The following is a 17463-nucleotide window of genomic DNA, read 5'->3' as shown; positions in this document are numbered from 1 at the left end:
CGTCAGGGCGAGGGGGCGCGCTCCGGGATCACGGTCCGCGCCCACCGCTCGATTGGCCCTCGCTCCGGCGGCGCGAGGCCGAGCGCGCGGGCGACGAGGTCGTCGAGCGTGTCCTGCTCGGACCGGCTGATGCCCTGATTGCGGACGCCGAAGCTCTCGGCGAGCGCCTCGATCTCGGGGACGAGCTCGAGATGGGCCGGCGCGGGGAGCGCGCGCAGGTGGGTGATCTTCACCTGCGGCATTCCCTGTCGGGCGTCGCGGTGCCGCATGTAATGGTAGAAGCGGATGGGGCTCGCATTGAGCCAGCCGAGGAGAAACGACGCGCTCCATCGATCGTCGGAGAAACCCGCGAGGATCGAGTTCCGGAAGGCGAGGCCGTCGGACGAGGCGACCATCGGGAAACGCGCCGTCTGGCGAATGAGCAGGCGCACGGCGAGCCATTCGGCGTCTTTGCGGAAGCGGCCCGAGAAATCGGTCGGATCACAATAAATGCGCGGCGGACGCCGGGAAAACGGCTCGATGTCGCCGCCCACGCGCAGGCCGATCTGGAAACGCCCGTCGGGCGCCTCGCGCTCGTGGAGGTGGCGGACGTCGTCGCCGTTGCTCTGAAAACCCCGCTCGCCGAAGAGGTGCGGCGGGAGCTTCGGCAGGGCCGAGAGTTTTTCGAGGAGGGCGACTGTCTCGGCGTCGAGGTCCGAGCGCGCGAGCGGCCAGGCGACGGCGGTGTCGAGCGTGGCTTTTTCGCTCCGGCGTGTGGAGAGCAGGCCCATGCTCGGCTGGAAGACGCCCTCGAAGGCGTCCCCGAAATCGGGCAGCTCGTCGTCGCACACGCAGAGCCCGTCGTGCGCGCGGCGCGAGGGTTCATAGCCGCCGAGGTCGGACATCGACGTGGGCAACACGAGCCCGAGCCGACCTCCGGGGCGGAGCATGCGGGCGCATTGGTGGACGAAGAGGCCCTGCAGATTGCGATATCCGGCGAAGGCCGGGTTCGTGCGTCGATAGAATTCGCGGAGGTCGTCCGCGAGCGGCTGCGCGGCGCGGCCGGCGTACGAGACCCAGGGCGGGTTTCCCACGAAGGCGTCGAAGCCGCCGCGGCCGAAGACCTCCGGGAGCTCGATGTGCCAGTGAAACGGAAAGCGGGCGGACGCAATAGCCGCGGCCTCGGCTTCGAGCTCGGCGTCACCCTCGCCGGCGAGATGACGCGCGGCGAGATCGGGCAGGGCGGCGAGGCGTTCTTTCTGGGCTTTTTTGTTCTCCGAGGCGAAGAGCGCCGAGAGCAGGGCATTGCCCACGGTGCGGAGCGGCGTGAGGGCGCGATGGGCCTCGGTGAGCAGAGCCGGATCGGCCGCCTCGAAAAAACGCCGTCGCAGCGCCTCGGCCTCGGCCAGGCGCTCGCGTACCTGCGCGGGGGATACGTGTTCGATCTCCTCGTGCCCGAGACCCACGAGCGAATCCCCATGACGCAGCGTGGCTTCGAGGAATGAAAATGGGTGTGTCTCCGGCGCCGTGAGCAGCCAGAGGGAGACGCGGGCGAGGTCCACGGCGATCGGGTTTCGATCCACGCCGTACAGGCAAGACGCGGCGACACGCCTGCGCGCGTGAGATTGCGGATCCTCGCCGGGCGGCAGGTCCGCCGGCATTCCCACGCGTTCCCAGGCGGCGACGAGGCGATCGGCGAGCCACCGACAAACCTGCACGAGAAACGCGCCTGCGCCCATGGCGGGATCGCAGACCGAGAGGCTCAGGATCTCCGCCGGCATCACGTCCGGGCCCACGAGCGGGGCGAGCGTGCGCTCGACCATGATCCGCGTGAGGAGCGGCGACGTGTAATGCGCGCCGAGGCGGCGTCGCTCCTCGGAAAAACCCATCAGCGTCTCGTACGCGGTGCCGAGGTGCTCGACGTCGAGCTCGGCGTAAATGAGGCGCTCGCCGGAAGCGAGGAGGAGTTTGTCGAGGATACGCAGGACGACAGCGTCGGAGAGCGGCCCTTCGAGGAAGGGATACGCGTCCGCGTCGAAGAGCGAGCCGCGCCGCGCGGGGCCGAGGGGCGGGGTTTGTCCGATGGATCCTTCGTGCAGGCGGCGAAACAAGGCGAGGACGCGCGGCCAGGCGTCGTGACGATCGGCGAGCGAGGTGCGGTCGGCCGCGGCGAGCTCGGCGTGCAGGGCGCCGAGGTCGTCGCCTCGGAAGAGCCCGCGTGACGACGCGAAAAGGGCGACGACGAGGCGCAGGATCGCGCTCACGAGCCCCGCGGGATCCGCTCCCGGAAATCCGGCGGCGAGCTCGCGCAGAGCGAGGGGTGCTTGTTCTCGCAAGACGCCCGCGCCTCGGGCCGCTTTTACGCTCTCCGTCACAGTTTTTCGCAATGGATCAGCTCGATCCAGGGGAGCGCCGCCTCGCTCGCGTCCGTCTCCGCTTGGCTCGTGTACGTGTCGTTTCGGGCATACCCGGTCGCGGCGCCGTTGCTCACGAGCGCGATTCCGTGGGAGGTCGTGGCGAGCGAGACCTCGCCTCCGTGGGTATGCGTGCGCGGGGTCGCGCTCGAGAGGGGTTCGCCGCCGAACGAGAGATCCGAGGGCGCGTCTTTCGGCAGGCCCACGACGAGCCTTCCTTGTGTCGAGGCGGCCTGCTGAAAGCCCGCGGGGCACTTCGGGCCATCGTAAAAGATCTGCATGCCCTTCGGCAAGGGTTTGACCCCGGCCACGGGCTCCGCGAGTTTTTTGCACGCGAGGAGCTGTACGTAGGGCAAACCCGTGGAGGATTCCTCGGACGTCGTCGCGAATTCGACCGCGCCGGCCGCGGCGACGCCATTGTTGCCGCCGCCCGAGACGCCTGCATACGTGATGGGGACGAGGTCGAACGTGGCACGCACCCCGTGCGTGTGGGGCCGCTCTTCGCCGCTCAGGAGCGGTTCGCCCACGGTCGTCCCGCCCGCCGCGTCGGCAATCGTCGGCAAGATCGTTCGCCCGGCCGCGGCCTTGTACGGCTCCCATCCGTTCGGGCAGGCAGGGACCTGGAAAAACCCGATCGTGTTCGTGGGCATTGCGTCGCCGCGCGGCCCGGGGCCGCCGCCCGCGCCGCCGCCGCCGCTCCCGCCGGCTCCGCCACCGCCGGCACCCTCCGAGCCGCCGCCGGTCGTCGAGACCGAACCGGCCGCGCAGGCCGTGAGAAGAGCAATCGCCGCGATCGTGGCCACATGTTTCATTGCTTGACGCATGCCATCACCTGCACGAAAGGAAGGCCCGATACACCCGGGTCGGTGGTCCCTGCAATGGTGTACGTTTGCGCCTGCGCACCGGCCTGGTTGTCCCCGTCGGCGGCCGCGATCGCCTTCGAAGGCAGGGCGATCTCCCCCGCATAGTCGTGGGTGTGCGTGCGATCCTCGCGGTCTCCGAGGGGCTCGCCGACCTGCACCCCGACATCCTTGCCTTCGGCGACCGCGACGACGAGCCGTCCCTCGACGTTCGGCGCCGGCGCCCATCCAGGGGGACAAACCCCGCCTTCGACGTGAGCCACCATGCCGGGCGGCACACCATCTTCCTCCACGGGCTCCCCGGACGCGCTCCGGCTCGCGACGAGCCCGAGGCCAAGACCGAGGCCGAGGAGCAGAAACCTTCCTGTCGTCGTACCCGAGATTGGTTTGTGCATGTGCGAAGGGGTATCGACCCGCCCTCGCGGCGTCAACGGGTAGCGCATGACGCACCGCTGCGAAGCGCGCGTCGCCCGCATCATCCATCCCCGCGCCGCGTCAGACCATTTTTCCCATCGATCCCGTGCCATTTGAGATAGGCTCCGGCCCGATGCAAATCCTCTCGGTCGGTCCCCTGCGCACCGGATCTCTCGTGTGGCAGAAGCGCGCAGGGGGCTTCGTCCTCACGGTCGTTTGCAAGGCCACGTATTGGCTCCAGCCCGGCGAGGCCGTGCTCAGCAACGAGCAAGAGGCCCTCAATGAGGCCGACGATCACTGGGACGACGACCCGAACCGGAGCCTGCGCGCCGCGAGCGACCTCGTGCCGCAGAAGCCGCGCCCCGAGGTCACGCTCGTCGGTTATGCCTACGCGCCGAACCAGCAGCCCGTCCGATCCCTCGTGGCCCGCCTCATCGTCGGCGAGGTCGACAAGTCGATCGAGGTGTTCTGCGATCGCTCGTTCCTGCCCGACGGCTCGCTCCAGGAAGGCAGCCGGTTTTCCCGCATGCGCCTCACGTGGGAGCGCGCAGGCGGCGGGCCCGGCACGAACAACCCCGTCGGCGTGCGCGCCGACGTGCGCGATGGATATGGAAGGCGCGCGCTGCCGAACCTGCAGCCCCTCGGGATTTACGTCTCCTCGGCCGAGGATTTCGTGCCGCCCGTGTGTTACGCGCCGATCGCGACGAGCTGGCCCTCGCGCGCGGACCTCGTCGGGCGCGCACCGCCGCCCGCAGGCATGGGGCTCGATGGGCCGAGCGAGGCATATTTCAATGCCGCGCCCTCGGATCAGCTCCTCACGGCGCTGCGCGACAACGAGCGAATCGTGCTCGAGAACCTGCACCCGGAGCATACGCGGCTCGTGACGAACCTGCCGGGCGTGCGTCCCGCCATCTTCGTCGACCGCGGGCAAGGGCCGGCGCAACGGCAGAAGGTGCGCGCCGACGCGCTCTGGATCGATACGGACCGCGGGATCGCCACGCTCACCTGGCGCGTGCAAATCCCCCTTTCGCGGCCGGACGAGCCGGGACGCGTGATCGTCGGAATGGAGCTGCCCGGCCACGAGATGAGCTGGGGCGAGATCGTCCAGACCATGGCGGCCGCGGAGTCGAAGGGGTTTTCGGAGGACGACCATACCCAGACGAACGTGATCTCGCAGATGGAGGCCGAGGCAGCGCGCCGCGCGGCGCTGCCCTTCGCGGCCGCGTCCTTGCAGCCGGCCGCGCGTGAGCCGCAGCCCTCGCTCGCGGCGGATCTGCCGTTCCAATCGTCGGCCGCTCCGGCAGCGCGCCCCTGGCCGCAGCAGCTCCAGACGCCGCAGCCGCCGACGATGAAGCCCCCGCCCTTGCCCGCGGCGGCACGCGCCTCGCTGCCGGGGACCGTCGTCTCCCCCGCGCCCGTGCCGCCCGTGCCCAAGCCCGCGCCGTCGGTGTCGCCGCCCGCGCCCAAGCCTCAGCCGATCTCGACGCCCGCGTTCGTCCCGCCCGTCGTGCCCGCGCCCGTGCCGCCTGCACCCGTGGCCGCGCCGCCGCCGGTCGTCTCCGTGCCGGTCCCTGCGCCCGTGCCGGTCCCTGCGCCCGTGGCTGTTTCCACGATTCCCACGGCACCCCCGTCGCGCCCGCCGGCGGTCCCCCCGCCGGTTCGTCCGGGAACGTCGTCCTCGGAGGGCGGCCGCGCGCCGAGCCCGTGGGCGGGCGGCGCGCCCGGCGGCGTGGCCCCGGGGCGCGAGACGCTCGGCACGGCGGCGGCCGCGGCTGCGGCGGCGGTCGCGGAGGCGCCCAAGGAGACGGCGTCCGACGGCGGCGCGCTCGGCGCCTCGAATGAAGCGGCGGGCGTGCGCCCGTGGAGCGCGCCGCGCCGGGAGATTCGCGCGCTCGTCGCGGAGGAGGAGGCGCAGAAGCCCGTCATCGTCCGCGAGCTATTGCATCTCGTGTGGTTCGAGCCGAGCTTCGTGCCGCGCATCCGGCGCGTGCCCGCGTGGAAGCGGCTGCTCTCCGAGCTCGAGCAGCGCGGCGCCGACAAGGAGATCGACGACGTGCTCGCCGGCAAGGAGGCCTGGGAAATCGAAGATCGCCGCGAGATCTTCGAGATCCTCGCCCGCGCCGATCGAATGGACGACCGGAGCCTCGTGGAGCTCATGGACCAGGCCATTCGCGAGGACGGGAAATACGCGACGCCGATCGTGCTCGTGGGCGGCGAGATCGAGACGCCGTTCGACGAAATGGAGACGCTGAAGGCGCTTTCGACCGCGGCGGCGCCGCTCGTCGGGCCCACGGACGAGGGGCTCAAGGCAGCCGTCGAGGCGGCGGACAAGTTCATCGCGCGCTCGGGGTTGTCGTGGGCGCCGGTCGTGCCGGAGGGTTTGTCGAACCGGATCCGCGAGGCATTCACCCGGGAGAAGAAGGGTTTGCCCGCGGACGCGCTCGACATGCAAGCCGAGCGGGCGCTGATCGGCGGACGTCATTACCAGAAGCGCGAGGTGCTCGGCGGGACGTACCTCCGGCTGCTCCTCCGGATTCACGCGGACAGCCAACCCATCGTGGTGTACGCGCCGGACGTGGTCGCCCGCAAGTTGCCGATGTTCCGCAAATTCCGGGCGCGGCTCGTGGGCGAGCTGCATCCGGCGCAGGACCAATACGAGGCGCGGGGCGAGGCGCTCCGGGCGCTCGCGATCGGGACGGTCACCGTGCCGGAGCGCGGGACGGCCGGGGCCAAGACTTGATGGGGGGCCGAGGACGATCGGCGAGCCGCGTTTACTGCGCGGAGCAGACGCCCTCGTGCCGACCCTCGAGGGGACAATACACGATCGGCGGCCACTCCGAGTCGCCATCGATGAAGGCATTGTACGTGACCCGCCAGTTCGCGCCGGTGGCCACGTCCGTCACCTTGATCCACTCGAAGCACCATCCGTCATTGCCGCTGATGCGGACGATCATGTTCCGGATCGTCCCGAGGTTCGGGGCGTTGATCCGGTAGACGTCGGTGGCCCCCGTCTCGAAGTCGTCCCGGGACGGAGAGTGCAGATGGTGATTGTTCAGCCGGCCCGTACTCCCGTTGATCGTGAGATAAATGTAGGAGTCGTCATTGTCGGCGTCCTCCACGCTGCATGTCCGCGCGCTGATCAAGTAGTCTCGCGCCATGGCGACGGGGCTCCACGAGAGAGCTGCCAGGACCAACGGAAGAGTCGTATTTCGTCTCATGCGCTCGCCTCCTCGATGAAACCTCGGGCCCTGCCCCGTGTTGTCGAGTCTGCCGGGCTTGTGAAGGAAACGAGGGATCTCCCTGGCGAACGCGGAGCCCGGCCCCAGATGCGGGCAGAGGCGCATGACGGAGCTCATTGGCTGGGTCAGCTCGCTCATCCTGCTCGCCACGCTCACCGGGCAAAACTGGAAACAGTGGCGCAGCGGCTCGGTCGCGGGCGTGTCGCGATGGCTGTGGATCGGGCAAACCGCGGCCTCGATCGGGTTCACGTCGTACAGCGTGCTTCTGGGAAACTGGGTCTTCATCGCCACGAACGCGCTCTTGCTCGTCAATGGCCTCGTCGGCTTCGTGGTGATCCACCGCCACCGCAGAAGGGCCCGGCGTATGGAAGAGGCCGACCGGCGCGCGGGGCTGCTCGGCGCGACGCCGGCGATCAGCGAGGGCCCTTTCGTGCATTCCGCGGCGAAGCGTGCTCGATCGGTTTGATGGGGAGGGTGAACGAGAACGTCGTCCCCACGCCGAGCTTGCTGTCGACGGAGACGCGCCCGCCGTGGGCCTCGACGATCCCCTTGACGATGTACAGGCCGAGCCCCGTTCCCGCGCCGCGCACCGCCCGCGGACGCCAGTAGCGATCGAAGAGACGCGGGACGTCCTCCGGCCGGATCCCTGGCCCCGTGTCCGCGACCGAAAATCGCACGAAGGCGCCGTCGAGCTCGGCCGAGAGCGTGATCGCTCCGCCCGCGGGGGTGAACTTCAATGCATTGCCGAGGAGGTTCGAGAGGACCTGGATCACGCGTCCGCGGTCGCACGTCGTCACCGCGGCCCGGCCGAGCGGGCGGGGGCCGAGCCCGATTTTTTTTTGCTCGGCGAGCGGCGCGTGGATCTCGGCGACCTCGGCGAGGAGCGCGTCGACCTCGCACCGCTCGCGCTCGAGCGTCAGGGTATTCGCCTCGATGATCGCGGCGTCGAGGAGGTTGTGGAGCAGCTCCATCGCGTGCTCGGCCGTCGCCTTGAGCTTTTGCGCGCGCTCGCGGACCCATTGCCCGGTCGCGTCGTCCGGCGCCGCCCGCATCATCGACGAGGCGACCAGCGTCATCGCCGAGAGAGGATTCCGGAGGTCGTGCGCCGCGATGGCGAGCGCCTCTTCGCGCGCGAGCCGCGCCCGCTGCTCCGCCTCGTACAGGCGCGACCGCTCCAGGGCCTGCGCGCATTGCTGCGCGAGCGTGCACATGTATGCCCGATCTTCCTGGGTGATCCGGCAGGTATCGACGTACGTGACGCCGAGCGCCCCGATCGTCCGGCCGCCGACCTTCATCGGGATGATCACCCAGGTGTTGGCCCAGCGCTGCGGCGGCGCATCGGGGTAGGTCGCGCAGAAGGTTTCCTGGGAATCGTAAACGAGGAAGCGGCCGGTGCGAATGCAATCGGCGGACGGCAGAGCTGCGGTGAGGGGAATGCGGCGCAAGCGCTCGACGATCTCTTCCGGATAGCCGGGGGCGAGCAGCAGCTCGATCACGCCCTCCTCGCCGAGCAGCGCGACGTACCCCGCGTCGGCATAGACGGCGGCGAGCCCCTGCCGGAGCACGACGTCCGCGACCTCGGTGGGCGTCAGGGCGCGCGCGAGCTCGGATGTGATCGTCTGGAGGCGGGACATTCGCGCCTCGGCCAGCTCGACCCGAATACGCGCCGCCCGCTCGCCGGCGAGGTCCCTCTCCCGCGCCTCCTCGGCGCGCTTGTAGCGCCCGATTTCATGCATGACCTCGAGGATGTAGAGCGGCGCCCCCGAGGGGCTGCGGGCGACGGAGCGCGTGACGGCGACCCATAACGGCGAGCCATCCCTTCGCAGCAAGCGCTCCTCGCTCGTAGCGGATTGGACGACGCCCTCGCGTAGCACCTGGATGTGCTGGAGGGCGGCCTCCGCGTCGTCCGGATGCCGGAGGTCCTGCGTGGAGCGCCCCGCGATCTCGTCCAGGCTGTGGCCGAGCGCGTCGCAGAGCTTTGGGTTGGCGTGGAGCAAGACGCCATCGAGAGAGACGAACGCCATCCCCACGGCCGCCAGATCGAACGTCGTGTCGGGTCGCTCCCCTCGGTCCACCATGGCGCGGTTCGACTTCATCTTACGTCACGGTAGGTTCGTCAGGTATTCGCATATTCGGCAAACCCGTGGACACCGGCCGCAGATCGCGCGTACACTCCCCAGGATGTAGTCTACACGCAACTGGGGGGCGGAGGGTAGACGCTCGAACCAAGCTCTCGCTCTGAGGTGGGAGGGGCCATGGTTACGTTGTCCTTGGAGGGGGCCCTCGAGGCAGGGCGGATGTACCGCTCGACGGGGGCCATTTCATCGACGCTTTTACGTCCACACGTGCTGCGCTCCTGGGAGCGCTCGCATCTCGGCGGCGCCGATCCGCGACGTCCGCGCGCCGAGGGGCTCGGCACTCTCGACGTCGAGCGCCTGCGCGACCGGCAGGACGCGCTCGTTCGCGCCGCGCAGCCATACATGCAGGCGCTTTCGCGTGCGTCGGGGCGCGAGCGCCACGCTGCCATGCTGGGGGATTCGCAGGCGGTGGTCCTCGACGTGCTCGGCGACCAGCAGACGATCCATGGCCCCGAGCGCGTCCCCGGCCCCGGCGCGCTGCTCGATGAGGCGGCCTGCGGGACGAATGGAATTGGCACGGCCATCGCGGAAAATGGATACGTGGAGCTCGTCGGGCCGGAGCATTTCATCGAAGGGTTTCAGGCGTTCACCTGCCAGGGGATCCCGCTGCGCGACGGCACCGGAGCGATGGCCGGCGTGCTCAGCGTCTCCGTGCGCAGGCCCGAGGTCGTGTATCGGCTGCGCGAGATCATGCTGTGCGCCGCGCATGGCATCGAAATGGATCTCCTGGCTGCGCGGCTCGAGGGGGATCTCGAGCGGGTGCTCGTGGCGCGGGACCATTGGGCCGAGGCGCTCGATCGGCTCCTCGGGGACATCGTGCAGGCACAGGCGGCCGTGCGCCTTCGGCTGGCGTTTGCCGCGGAGGAGCTCTCCTCCCACCGTTTGACGCACGCGCGTGAGCTGCTCGCGCTCGCGACCACGCTCCTCGAGCAGTTCCGGCGTCACGCGGCCTTGTGGAGAGTGCTCGCGCGGGACGAGGCCGCGGCGCCGCGTCCGATCCAGCTCGATGCTCTGGTGCGTGATCTATTGGAACTGCTCCGGACCGAGGCGTCCGTACGCAACGTCGAGATCGTCCTTTGCGACATCGAATCCGTCGTGGTCGATGCGGATCCGAACACCCTGGCGCGATGGGTGTTCCGTTCCCTGATCGGGGCCATGCGGGCGACGCGCGGCGGCGCCATTCGGGTGGATCTCTACAGAAGTGCCGACGGCGCCGCGCTGCACATCTTCCCCGTTCCCGGTCCGGGAATGGCGCAGGCGAGCCTCGCGCCGCTGAAACTCGTCGTGCCGGGTCGCCTGATTCTCTCGCCCGAACTGGGCGCGGGGATCGACCGGACGTGGCTCAGCGCGTGAACGAAATCATCGATTGGTCGGCCGCGGCCGCGGGATGGGCACGTTGGCGGGCGTGCCCGCGGCGGCCTTCGGCGTGGCCGAGAAGATGGCCTTGTTCGCCAGGACGAAATCGGCGACGGAGTCGGCGATCTCCTGGGCGATCGCGTCTCCCTGCGTCTGGCAGGCATTCCGATCGGCGTCGTTCGTGATGAACCCGAGCTCGATCAGGATCGAGGCCTTCGTATCCGGGCCGAAATACTTGAGGTTGATCACGTAGAGGTTGTCGCGGGACTTGGCGCCGCGGCTCTTGATGATCTTGGCGCGCCCCGCGACCGTCGACGCGAGCGTCTTCGAATGGGGATAACTCGGGTGATAGAGGGCGGATTGGCCCGAGGCCGACGCGCCGGCCGCGTCGAGGTGAAGGCTGATGAAGAGGTTCGCCTTCTTCTCCTTGGCGATGGCGACGCGCCATTTGAGCCTCGGGCGCACCTCGGTGATCTCGCCCTCGCGCGTCAGGTACACGGCCTGGATGCAGTCCGTCTTCGCTTCGAGCTTCGATTTCAGCTTCTTGCCGACGTCGAGCGCGATGTTGCTCTCGTAAATGGTGCCGGAGACGGCGCCCGGATCGACGGGGTTGCCCGCCTTGAGGCGGTCGCCGTGGCCGGGGTCGATCACCACGATGATGGCGCATTTCTGGACGGCGCTGCCGTCGCTTTGCGCCCCCGCGACCGCTTGTTGTTGCTCGCTGGATACGGTCGTCATGACGGGATCGAGCCTCCGATGTCAGGCGCAAAGAATGGCGCGATTGGTGCTCACGTACGAGCAGATCCCATCGCAGAGCCAGCCCGCGATGTTGTCCTTGTTGTCGACGACGGCCTTCCGATCAGCGTCATTGGAGATGAAGCCGAGCTCGAACAGCGCGGCGGCCTTCACCGATTGGAAGATGGTGGCGTCGCGATAGATGCCGAGCTTCGTCGATTTCCACTTGTACGTCGCGAGCACGCTGAGCCCCGACGTCTTGATGGGCGGCTCGCGCCACGCGATCGGAAGCTTGTATGCCGTATACAGCGCGCCCGCGAGCTTCGCGCTCTCCGCCTTGTTCGACGCCTTGTGGTTGTAGAACACCTCTTTGCCGTTGGCCGAGGCGCTCGTGAAGGAGTTCATGTGAATGCTGAGGAAGACGTCGCACTTCTTGGCCACCGCGACCTGCTGGCGCCACAGGAGCTTTGGCTGCGAGGGATTGTCGACGTTGCCCTCGCGGGTCAGGTGCACCGACTCGATGAGATCGGTCTTCGCGGCGAGCTTGCCCTTGAGGAGCTTCGAGATGTCGAGGACGACGTCGCTCTCGTTGAGGCCTCCGCCGACGGCCCCCGGGTCGATGGTGGTGCTCTCGTCGTGCGAGTCGCCGTGCCCAGGATCGATCACCACGACGACGGCGCACCTCTGCACGCCATTGCCGGTCCCCGCGACCTGCTGCTGCTGGTCGGTCCCGACGTTCATACCGGGATCGGGCTCCCGCCCCCGTCGGCCGGGTCGTCGATCGTGTATTCGGGCGCCGGGGCGTGATCGTCCGGGCTCTCGCCCGCCGTCTTCTGCTCCTCTTCCTGCTCCTCGAACGGCGATTCGGGCTTCGAGCCGCTGCCGTCGCCGGGCTCGCCGCGCTCGTTGATCCACACCATCGTGCCCGAAATGGTGATGCCGGCGCCGTCGAGCTTGATGAAGCCGCCGGGGGCCTTGATCGTGGCCGCGCCGCCCGCCTCGCCGACCCACTCTTCGCCCGCCACGTGGTGAATCTCTTTGCCGGCCCGGAGCGCGCTTCGGCCCTCCACCTTCTCGTGGCGGCTCTTCTTCACCGTGAGGGATTGCTTGCCGTCGATCCGCTCGCGCCGGCTGCCCTTCACCACGAGGTGGACGTCTTTGTTGTACGTCTCGTTCTTGTTTTGCTTCGTGACCTCGTCGTAATCCTTGCCGACCCAGAACTTGCGATTGCCGAGGGTCTGTTCGGATTCGTCGTTCTTCACGAGCTTCTGCCGGTCGTGGACGATGGTCGCGAACTCGTCGTTGTTGACGTTCCGGTTTCGGTCCTTCTGCGCCTGCTGCCAGACGAGCTCTTTCTGCGCGAGATCCTCGAACATGATCTCGTTGAACCCGTCCGAGCCGAGCGAGGAGTCGCTCTTCCACGTGCTGCGCGTCTTGTCCTGCGGCAGCTTGTACGGGACCTGCTGGGCGGCGTTGTAGACGCGGCCCACGATGACCGGCTGGTCCGGGTCGCCTTCGAGGTACGCGACGAGCACCTCGTGGCCGATGCGGGGCACGGTGATCATGCCATACCCCATGCCGCCCCAGCCCTGGGTCACGCGGATCCAGCACGAGCTCTGCTCGCTCTTCTGGCCCTCGCGATCCCAGTGGAATTGCACGCGCACGCGGCCGAACTCGTCGACGTGAATCTCCTGGCCCGAAGGCCCGACGACCGTCGCGCTTTGCAGGCCGTGAATGCGCGGCTTCGGCGTCTGCCTCGCCGGACGATAAGGCGCCTCGGCGAAGAACGCGTGGCCGTAGAAGCTGAAATCGCCCGTGTCCGTGCCCTCGAGCGAGGCGCCGACGACGAGGAACTGGCGGCTCTCGGGCAGCGCCGAATGCGGGTGGCGCGCCATCGAGAAGATGACGCCGGGCGCGAGGTCGAACGTGTTGGCCGCGAAGGAGACCATCCGCTCGCCCGTGCGCTCGGCTTCGAGGACACGCGTCGACAGCTCGGTGCCGTACTTGCCGTCGTGCCGCGCGAAGCCTCGATCGTCGGCGTTCGGCGTGCCCTCGGCCTTGCCCGTCTCGACGAGGAACGAGCCCGCGTCGTAATGGTACTGCTCCATCTTGCCCTCGATGCCGGCCGTCGGCTCGGCCTTGCCGAAGAGGGCGAGATCGGGCTTGCGCGGGTCGTAATCGCGGAACGTCGCCGCGCCGGGGCGGACCTCGCGGCCGAAGCGCACGCGGCTGATGAACTCCTTCTCGGCCGCCTCGTTCGGGTTGTCGACGTACGGAATGGGCGGGCCGGAGCGCGGCGTGTTCGTCTGGATGCGATCGCCGAAGACGAGCGTCGTGCCGCGCTCGGGGTGCTCGCTCAACGTGTACGCGATGCCCGCCTCTTCGAGGAGGCGGCACATGAAGGCGTAATCGGTCTCCCGGTACTGGACCTTGTAATCGAGCTTCGGGTACCGATCGCGCTCGATGCGCCAGGTCGGCCGGATGTTCCATTCGCCGAGGAGGCGATCGATGATGTCCGGAATCGAGAGCTGCTGGTAGATGCGATTGCCCTGGCGATGCGTGAGCAGCCAAAGCTCCGGCACGATGTGGATGTGGTACGTCGAGAGCCCGTCCTCGGCGGAGACCTCCTGCAGCGCGTGCGCCTGCTCGGCGCGGGCCACGATGCCCGTCCACGTGCGCTGGGCGCCGCCTTGCACGTGGGCATACCCGGCGTGCAGGCGGAAGCCCGCGGGAAGACCGACCACGGCCCCGAGATCGAGGCTATGGTCGGGCGAGCGGACGAGGAGGTGAATCGAGAAGAGGTTCGAGACGGCTTCCCGGACGGAAAAGCGCCGCACGTAGAGGTCGCGTTGACCGGAGGCGAGGGAGAGCTCGAGGTTTGCCACGGCATTGACTCCGAATCAGTGAGGCCTTACGAGCGCCGAGATCGAGAGGTCCTCTTCCTCGACGAAGATTTCCTCCATGCCGGCCGAGAACTCCTGGCACTGCGCAGGGCTGCAGGTCGGCCAGAAGACGCGGAACACGCCCGGATCGTAGAAACGGAAGTAAACCTTCTCGTTCGTCGATTCGAGGGTCACCATCAAGAAGCGCCGCCAGTGCCGCCGCACCTCCACGAACTTGTCGTAGCTCGTGCAGAAGATGCCCCAGCGATTGCCGAAACCCTCGGAAAGGAGTCGGTCGAGCAGCGCCGAGTCCTTGCGGAACGGGCCCACGAGGTACGGCGCCACGTCTTCGAGCGTCTCACCCTGCAGGCCATCGTAGAGCGATTGATGCGGCTCGACGCCCTCGCGCAAGACTTCGAGGATCCGGCGATCCCGCGCGCCGTCCACGATCGCGTAGAGCGGCACCTTCGCCGCCTCGGCGCGCAAAAACTCGCACGCCCTCGCGGCCGCCTCGAGGCGCGCTTCTTCATCCTCGGGCGACCGTTCGAGCTTGCGCCGCGGCGGCTTCGTCTTGCCCTCGACGTACACCAAAAAATCGGTCTCGCCCGCCTGAATCCAGCCGCCGTGGGGGACTTCGCCTTGCTCGACGGCCTGGCCGCCGAGGCGCGTCCCGCCCTGGCTCGCGAGATCACGCAAGTGGCATGACGCGCCGTCCCATTGCAGCTCGAAATGCGTGCCCGACATCTGCCCGTCGTGCGCGACGACGAGGTCCGCGAGATCGGTGCGGCCGACCTTCAGCGCGCGGCCCGCCTCGACGGCCTTTTTCGTGCCGGCGAGCTTGCCATAACGCACCTCGACAATGAGCCGAGGCTCGGTCACGACCCGTCCCTCCCAGCCTTCTGCCGCGCCGCGCGCTCGGCCGCCTTGCGGGCGCAGTCCTCGCAGAAAGGTTTGTCCGTCTGGAGGACGGCCATCGGATTGGAGCCGATGATGACCGTGGGGCACCCCGACGCGATCGTCCCGCCGTGGTTCGTGGGGTCGCCTTTTCGCGCGGCGTCCTTTCCACCGATGATGACGGTGGGCTCGCCGGCGGAAATGGCGGCGCCGCAAGCCTCGGCGTCGCCGACGCGCGCCTGGGGCTGGAAGCCGACGATGACCGTGCCCTCGCCCTGGACGATGACGTTCGGCGGGTGAATCCCGCAGTTGTGACGATCCGTGATTCGTGCGGCAGGAGGCATTTTCGTGGCTCCTTTTATTGCGCGATGAGCGTCTTGCTCACGTCGTCGACGACCGCCTCGATCGCCTCGTCCGGCTTCTCCGGCGACGCGCCCGAGCCCTGGCCCGCCGAGCCGCCGCTGTTGATGTAGACCTTCGTGCCGCGGATCGTGACGCCGCTGCCGTCGATCCGGATGAACCCGCCCGGGCCCTTCAGCGTGAGATCCTCGGCCTCGATCACGAGCGCCGTGCCGGCCTTGATGTGCAGCTCCTTCGACACCGCGAGCGCGTGGTTCTCGCCGATGAGCTCGTGCCTGTCGCCCTTCACTTCGAGCGACTGATTGCCCTCGATGCGCTGGTTGCGCTTGCCCTGCACGTGCAGGTGGCTGTTGCCCTCGACGCGCTCGCGTTTGTCCTGCTTGATGACGATGTCCTGGTCCTTGCCGACGAACACCTTCACGAAGCCGATCGTCTTGTCCTGCTCGTCGTTCGAGACGAGCTTTTGCCGATCGTGGCCGATCGTGATCGTCTCGTCGTTCTTGACCAGCCTGCGCCGGTTCTTTTGCGCCTGCTCCCAGACGAGCTCCTGGCCCTTGAGATCCTCGAACATGATCTCGTTGAAGCCGCCGCCGCCGAGCGAGGTGTCGCTCTTCCACGTCGAGCGCGTCTTGTTGTCGGGCAGCTTGTACGGCACGGCCTGCTTCGCGTTGTAGACGCGGCCCACGATGATCGGCTGATCCGGATCGCCGTCGAGGAAGCCGACCATCACCTCGTGCCCGATGCGCGGGATCACGATCATGCCGTATCCCGTGCCCGCCCAGCCCTGGCTCACGCGGATCCAGCAGGAGCTACCGTCGTCGTTTTTCCCCTCGCGATCCCAGGGGAACTGCACACGCACGCGGCCAAACTCGTCGGTGTGGATCTCCTGGCCCGAAGGACCCACGACGACCGCGCTCTGCACGCCCTCGACCTTGGGCTTCGGCGTCTTCTGCTGCGGCCGGTAGGGCGCGTCCGTGAACGCGGCTTGCCCCGACATGCTCCACTCCTCGCCCGGCGTGCCCTCGACCGAGAACTCCGTGACGAGCAGGCGTTTGTCCTCGCCGAGCTCGGCGTGCGGGTGTTTGTCGACGGAGAAGATTTGCCCCGGCCAGAGATCGATCGTGTTCGTCTCGAAGGCGATCGTGCGCTTGTCCGCGCGCGCGCCGCCGAGCATGCGCTCCGCGCGCTCCTTGCCGAACCCTTGATCGTACCGCGCCGTGCCCTTGTCGTCCGCGGCCGGCGTGCCGCCGCCGCCCTTGCCGTTCTCGACGAGCGTGGCGCCCGGCTGATAATGATACTGCTCGTACTTCGCCTCGGGGCCCTCGGCCTTCGGCGCGTCGCCGAAGAGCGCGAACATCGGATTCCGGAAATCGTAGTCGCGAATCGTGTGCGCGCCCGGCCGGACGATGTGCGTGAGCCGGACCTTCGAGAGGTACTCCTTCTCGGACTCGCGGTTCGGGTTGTCCACGTAGGGCAGGGCGCCGCCGGGCCGCGCGGGGTTCGCTTCGAGGCGATCACTCAGCGTGAGCTTCGAGCCCTTCGCGTCGTCGTCCGGGAACGTGTACGAGATGCCCGCCTCTTCGAGCAGGCGGCTCACGAAGGCGAAATCGGTCTCGCCGTACTGGACCTTGTACTCGAGCTTCGGGTAGCGGCCCCGATCGATCTCCCACTTCGCCTCGACGCTCCACTCGCCGAGCAAACGATCGACGATGTCGGGGATCGAGAGGTGCTGGTAGATGCGATACCCGCGCCGCTGCGTGAGCAGCCACAACGTCGGCACGATGCGGAGCGAATACGTCGACAGCTCCTTGCCCTGGCCGCCCGGCTGCACCGCGTGCACCTGCTCGATCGAGCTCACCACGCCCGTCCAGAGCCGCGCGCCGCCGAGGCGCGCGTACTGCCAGCCGCTCACGACACGGAGGCTCGCCGGCTGCCCGACGATCGCTTCGAGATCGATCGAGGGGCTCTCCGAGCGCGCCATCACGTTCACGCTGAACAAGCTCGAGACGCCCTCTTGCACCGAGAAGTGGCGCACCGACAACGACGTCTCACCACTAGCGAACGATAGCTCCAAGATCGGCATGGAAGCCGCCTCCTCGACGTGACGCGACCGTCAGGACCAATGCGCGTACTGTCCGAATTTTGGCGTAGGCACCCTAAACCGGCTTCGCGGTCGGGCTCAAGATCAAAAT

14 protein-coding genes are annotated in these 17463 nt (G+C 68.3%); 3 read left to right on the top strand and 11 right to left on the bottom strand.

The features are described from left to right. Positions 1 to 2 precede the first annotated feature (2 nt). The 3 genes from QHF84_RS09405 to QHF84_RS09395 are packed head-to-tail and all read right to left on the bottom strand — an operon-like array spanning position 3 to position 3648. On the bottom strand, positions 3 to 2315 hold the full coding sequence (locus tag QHF84_RS09405) for an N-6 DNA methylase (protein WP_281312875.1): 2313 nt from the start codon (positions 2313 to 2315) through the stop codon (positions 3 to 5). 35 nt (positions 2316 to 2350) lie between these two features. After that, the gene (locus QHF84_RS09400; protein ID WP_281312874.1) at positions 2351 to 3205 is read right to left on the bottom strand and encodes a hypothetical protein; all 855 of its coding nucleotides are present in this window, start codon (positions 3203 to 3205) and stop codon (positions 2351 to 2353) included. Next, positions 3202 to 3648, bottom strand: a complete 447-nt coding sequence (locus QHF84_RS09395) for a hypothetical protein (protein WP_281312873.1) — start codon at positions 3646 to 3648, stop codon at positions 3202 to 3204. Before QHF84_RS09395 ends, QHF84_RS09400 begins: the two co-directional genes overlap by 4 nt. 152 nt (positions 3649 to 3800) lie before the next feature. Here QHF84_RS09395 and QHF84_RS09390 point away from each other — a divergent pair, with 152 nt between their 5' ends. Further along, a complete protein-coding gene (locus QHF84_RS09390; RefSeq protein WP_281312872.1) occupies positions 3801 to 6407 on the top strand; it encodes a DUF2169 domain-containing protein in 2607 nt (868 codons plus the stop codon). Positions 6408 to 6438: 31 nt separating this feature from the next. Here the strand turns inward: QHF84_RS09390 and QHF84_RS09385 are convergent, their stop codons facing one another. Further along, a complete protein-coding gene (locus QHF84_RS09385) occupies positions 6439 to 6825 on the bottom strand; it encodes a PLAT/LH2 domain-containing protein (protein WP_281312871.1) in 387 nt (128 codons plus the stop codon). Between the two features lie 184 nt (positions 6826 to 7009). Here QHF84_RS09385 and QHF84_RS09380 point away from each other — a divergent pair, with 184 nt between their 5' ends. After that, positions 7010 to 7372: a hypothetical protein gene (locus tag QHF84_RS09380; protein WP_281312870.1), complete on the top strand. Its 363-nt coding sequence runs from the start codon at positions 7010 to 7012 to the stop codon at positions 7370 to 7372. Here the strand turns inward: QHF84_RS09380 and QHF84_RS09375 are convergent. Further along, positions 7320 to 9002: an ATP-binding protein gene (locus QHF84_RS09375; RefSeq protein WP_281312869.1), complete on the bottom strand. Its 1683-nt coding sequence runs from the start codon at positions 9000 to 9002 to the stop codon at positions 7320 to 7322. The genes QHF84_RS09380 and QHF84_RS09375 overlap by 53 nt on opposite strands. Positions 9003 to 9161: 159 nt before the next feature. On the opposite strand from QHF84_RS09375, the gene QHF84_RS09370 reads away from it, so the two are divergent. Beyond that, a complete protein-coding gene (locus QHF84_RS09370; RefSeq protein WP_281312868.1) occupies positions 9162 to 10397 on the top strand; it encodes a hypothetical protein in 1236 nt (411 codons plus the stop codon). A 6-nt stretch (positions 10398 to 10403) separates the two neighbouring features. Here QHF84_RS09370 and QHF84_RS09365 read toward each other — a convergent pair whose 3' ends face one another. Genes QHF84_RS09365 through tssI (QHF84_RS09340) form a run of 6 tightly spaced genes read right to left on the bottom strand, consistent with a single transcriptional unit; the run spans position 10404 to position 17354 of the window. Then, complete coding sequence (locus QHF84_RS09365; protein WP_281312867.1) at positions 10404 to 11138, bottom strand: N-acetylmuramoyl-L-alanine amidase; 735 nt, start codon at positions 11136 to 11138, stop codon at positions 10404 to 10406. Between the two features lie 21 nt (positions 11139 to 11159). Further along, complete coding sequence (locus tag QHF84_RS09360; protein WP_281312866.1) at positions 11160 to 11876, bottom strand: N-acetylmuramoyl-L-alanine amidase; 717 nt, start codon at positions 11874 to 11876, stop codon at positions 11160 to 11162. Continuing rightward, the gene (gene tssI / locus QHF84_RS09355; protein ID WP_281312865.1) at positions 11873 to 14020 is read right to left on the bottom strand and encodes a type VI secretion system tip protein TssI/VgrG; all 2148 of its coding nucleotides are present in this window, start codon (positions 14018 to 14020) and stop codon (positions 11873 to 11875) included. Before tssI (QHF84_RS09355) ends, QHF84_RS09360 begins: the two co-directional genes overlap by 4 nt. 15 nt (positions 14021 to 14035) lie before the next feature. After that, entirely contained in the window at positions 14036 to 14896 is an 861-nt protein-coding gene (locus QHF84_RS09350; protein ID WP_281312864.1) for a DUF4123 domain-containing protein, read from the bottom strand. Next, positions 14893 to 15255 carry a PAAR domain-containing protein gene (locus QHF84_RS09345; protein WP_281312863.1) on the bottom strand — a complete coding sequence of 121 codons (363 nt, stop codon included), beginning with the start codon at positions 15253 to 15255 and terminating at the stop codon, positions 14893 to 14895. Before QHF84_RS09345 ends, QHF84_RS09350 begins: the two co-directional genes overlap by 4 nt. 14 nt (positions 15256 to 15269) lie before the next feature. After that, positions 15270 to 17354 (bottom strand): type VI secretion system tip protein TssI/VgrG, encoded by a 2085-nt coding sequence (gene tssI / locus QHF84_RS09340; RefSeq protein ID WP_281312862.1) that lies wholly within the window; start codon positions 17352 to 17354, stop codon positions 15270 to 15272. Positions 17355 to 17463: the final 109 nt, after the last annotated feature.

Origin of the sequence: Polyangium sp. y55x31 (assembly GCF_029946505.1) — a bacterium.
Taxonomy (GTDB): Bacteria; Myxococcota_A; Polyangia; order Polyangiales; family Polyangiaceae; genus Polyangium.
The sequence above is the reverse complement of the archived record's forward strand: the minus strand, read 5'-3'. Positions and strand labels throughout refer to the sequence as shown.

What these genes read in the sequence shown, in the direction of transcription:
- QHF84_RS09400 (WP_281312874.1), bottom strand. Translation starts at nt 3,205, where the DNA reads ATGAAACATGTGGCCACGATCGCGGCGATTGCTCTTCTCACGGCCTGC.
- QHF84_RS09395 (WP_281312873.1), bottom strand. Translation starts at nt 3,648, where the DNA reads ATGCACAAACCAATCTCGGGTACGACGACAGGAAGGTTTCTGCTCCTC.
- QHF84_RS09390 (WP_281312872.1), top strand. Translation starts at nt 3,801, where the DNA reads ATGCAAATCCTCTCGGTCGGTCCCCTGCGCACCGGATCTCTCGTGTGG.
- QHF84_RS09385 (WP_281312871.1), bottom strand. Translation starts at nt 6,825, where the DNA reads ATGGCGCGAGACTACTTGATCAGCGCGCGGACATGCAGCGTGGAGGAC.
- QHF84_RS09380 (WP_281312870.1), top strand. Translation starts at nt 7,010, where the DNA reads ATGACGGAGCTCATTGGCTGGGTCAGCTCGCTCATCCTGCTCGCCACG.
- QHF84_RS09375 (WP_281312869.1), bottom strand. Translation starts at nt 9,002, where the DNA reads ATGAAGTCGAACCGCGCCATGGTGGACCGAGGGGAGCGACCCGACACG.
- QHF84_RS09370 (WP_281312868.1), top strand. Translation starts at nt 9,162, where the DNA reads ATGGTTACGTTGTCCTTGGAGGGGGCCCTCGAGGCAGGGCGGATGTAC.
- QHF84_RS09365 (WP_281312867.1), bottom strand. Translation starts at nt 11,138, where the DNA reads ATGACGACCGTATCCAGCGAGCAACAACAAGCGGTCGCGGGGGCGCAA.
- QHF84_RS09360 (WP_281312866.1), bottom strand. Translation starts at nt 11,876, where the DNA reads ATGAACGTCGGGACCGACCAGCAGCAGCAGGTCGCGGGGACCGGCAAT.
- QHF84_RS09345 (WP_281312863.1), bottom strand. Translation starts at nt 15,255, where the DNA reads ATGCCTCCTGCCGCACGAATCACGGATCGTCACAACTGCGGGATTCAC.
- tssI (WP_281312862.1), bottom strand. Translation starts at nt 17,354, where the DNA reads ATGCCGATCTTGGAGCTATCGTTCGCTAGTGGTGAGACGTCGTTGTCG.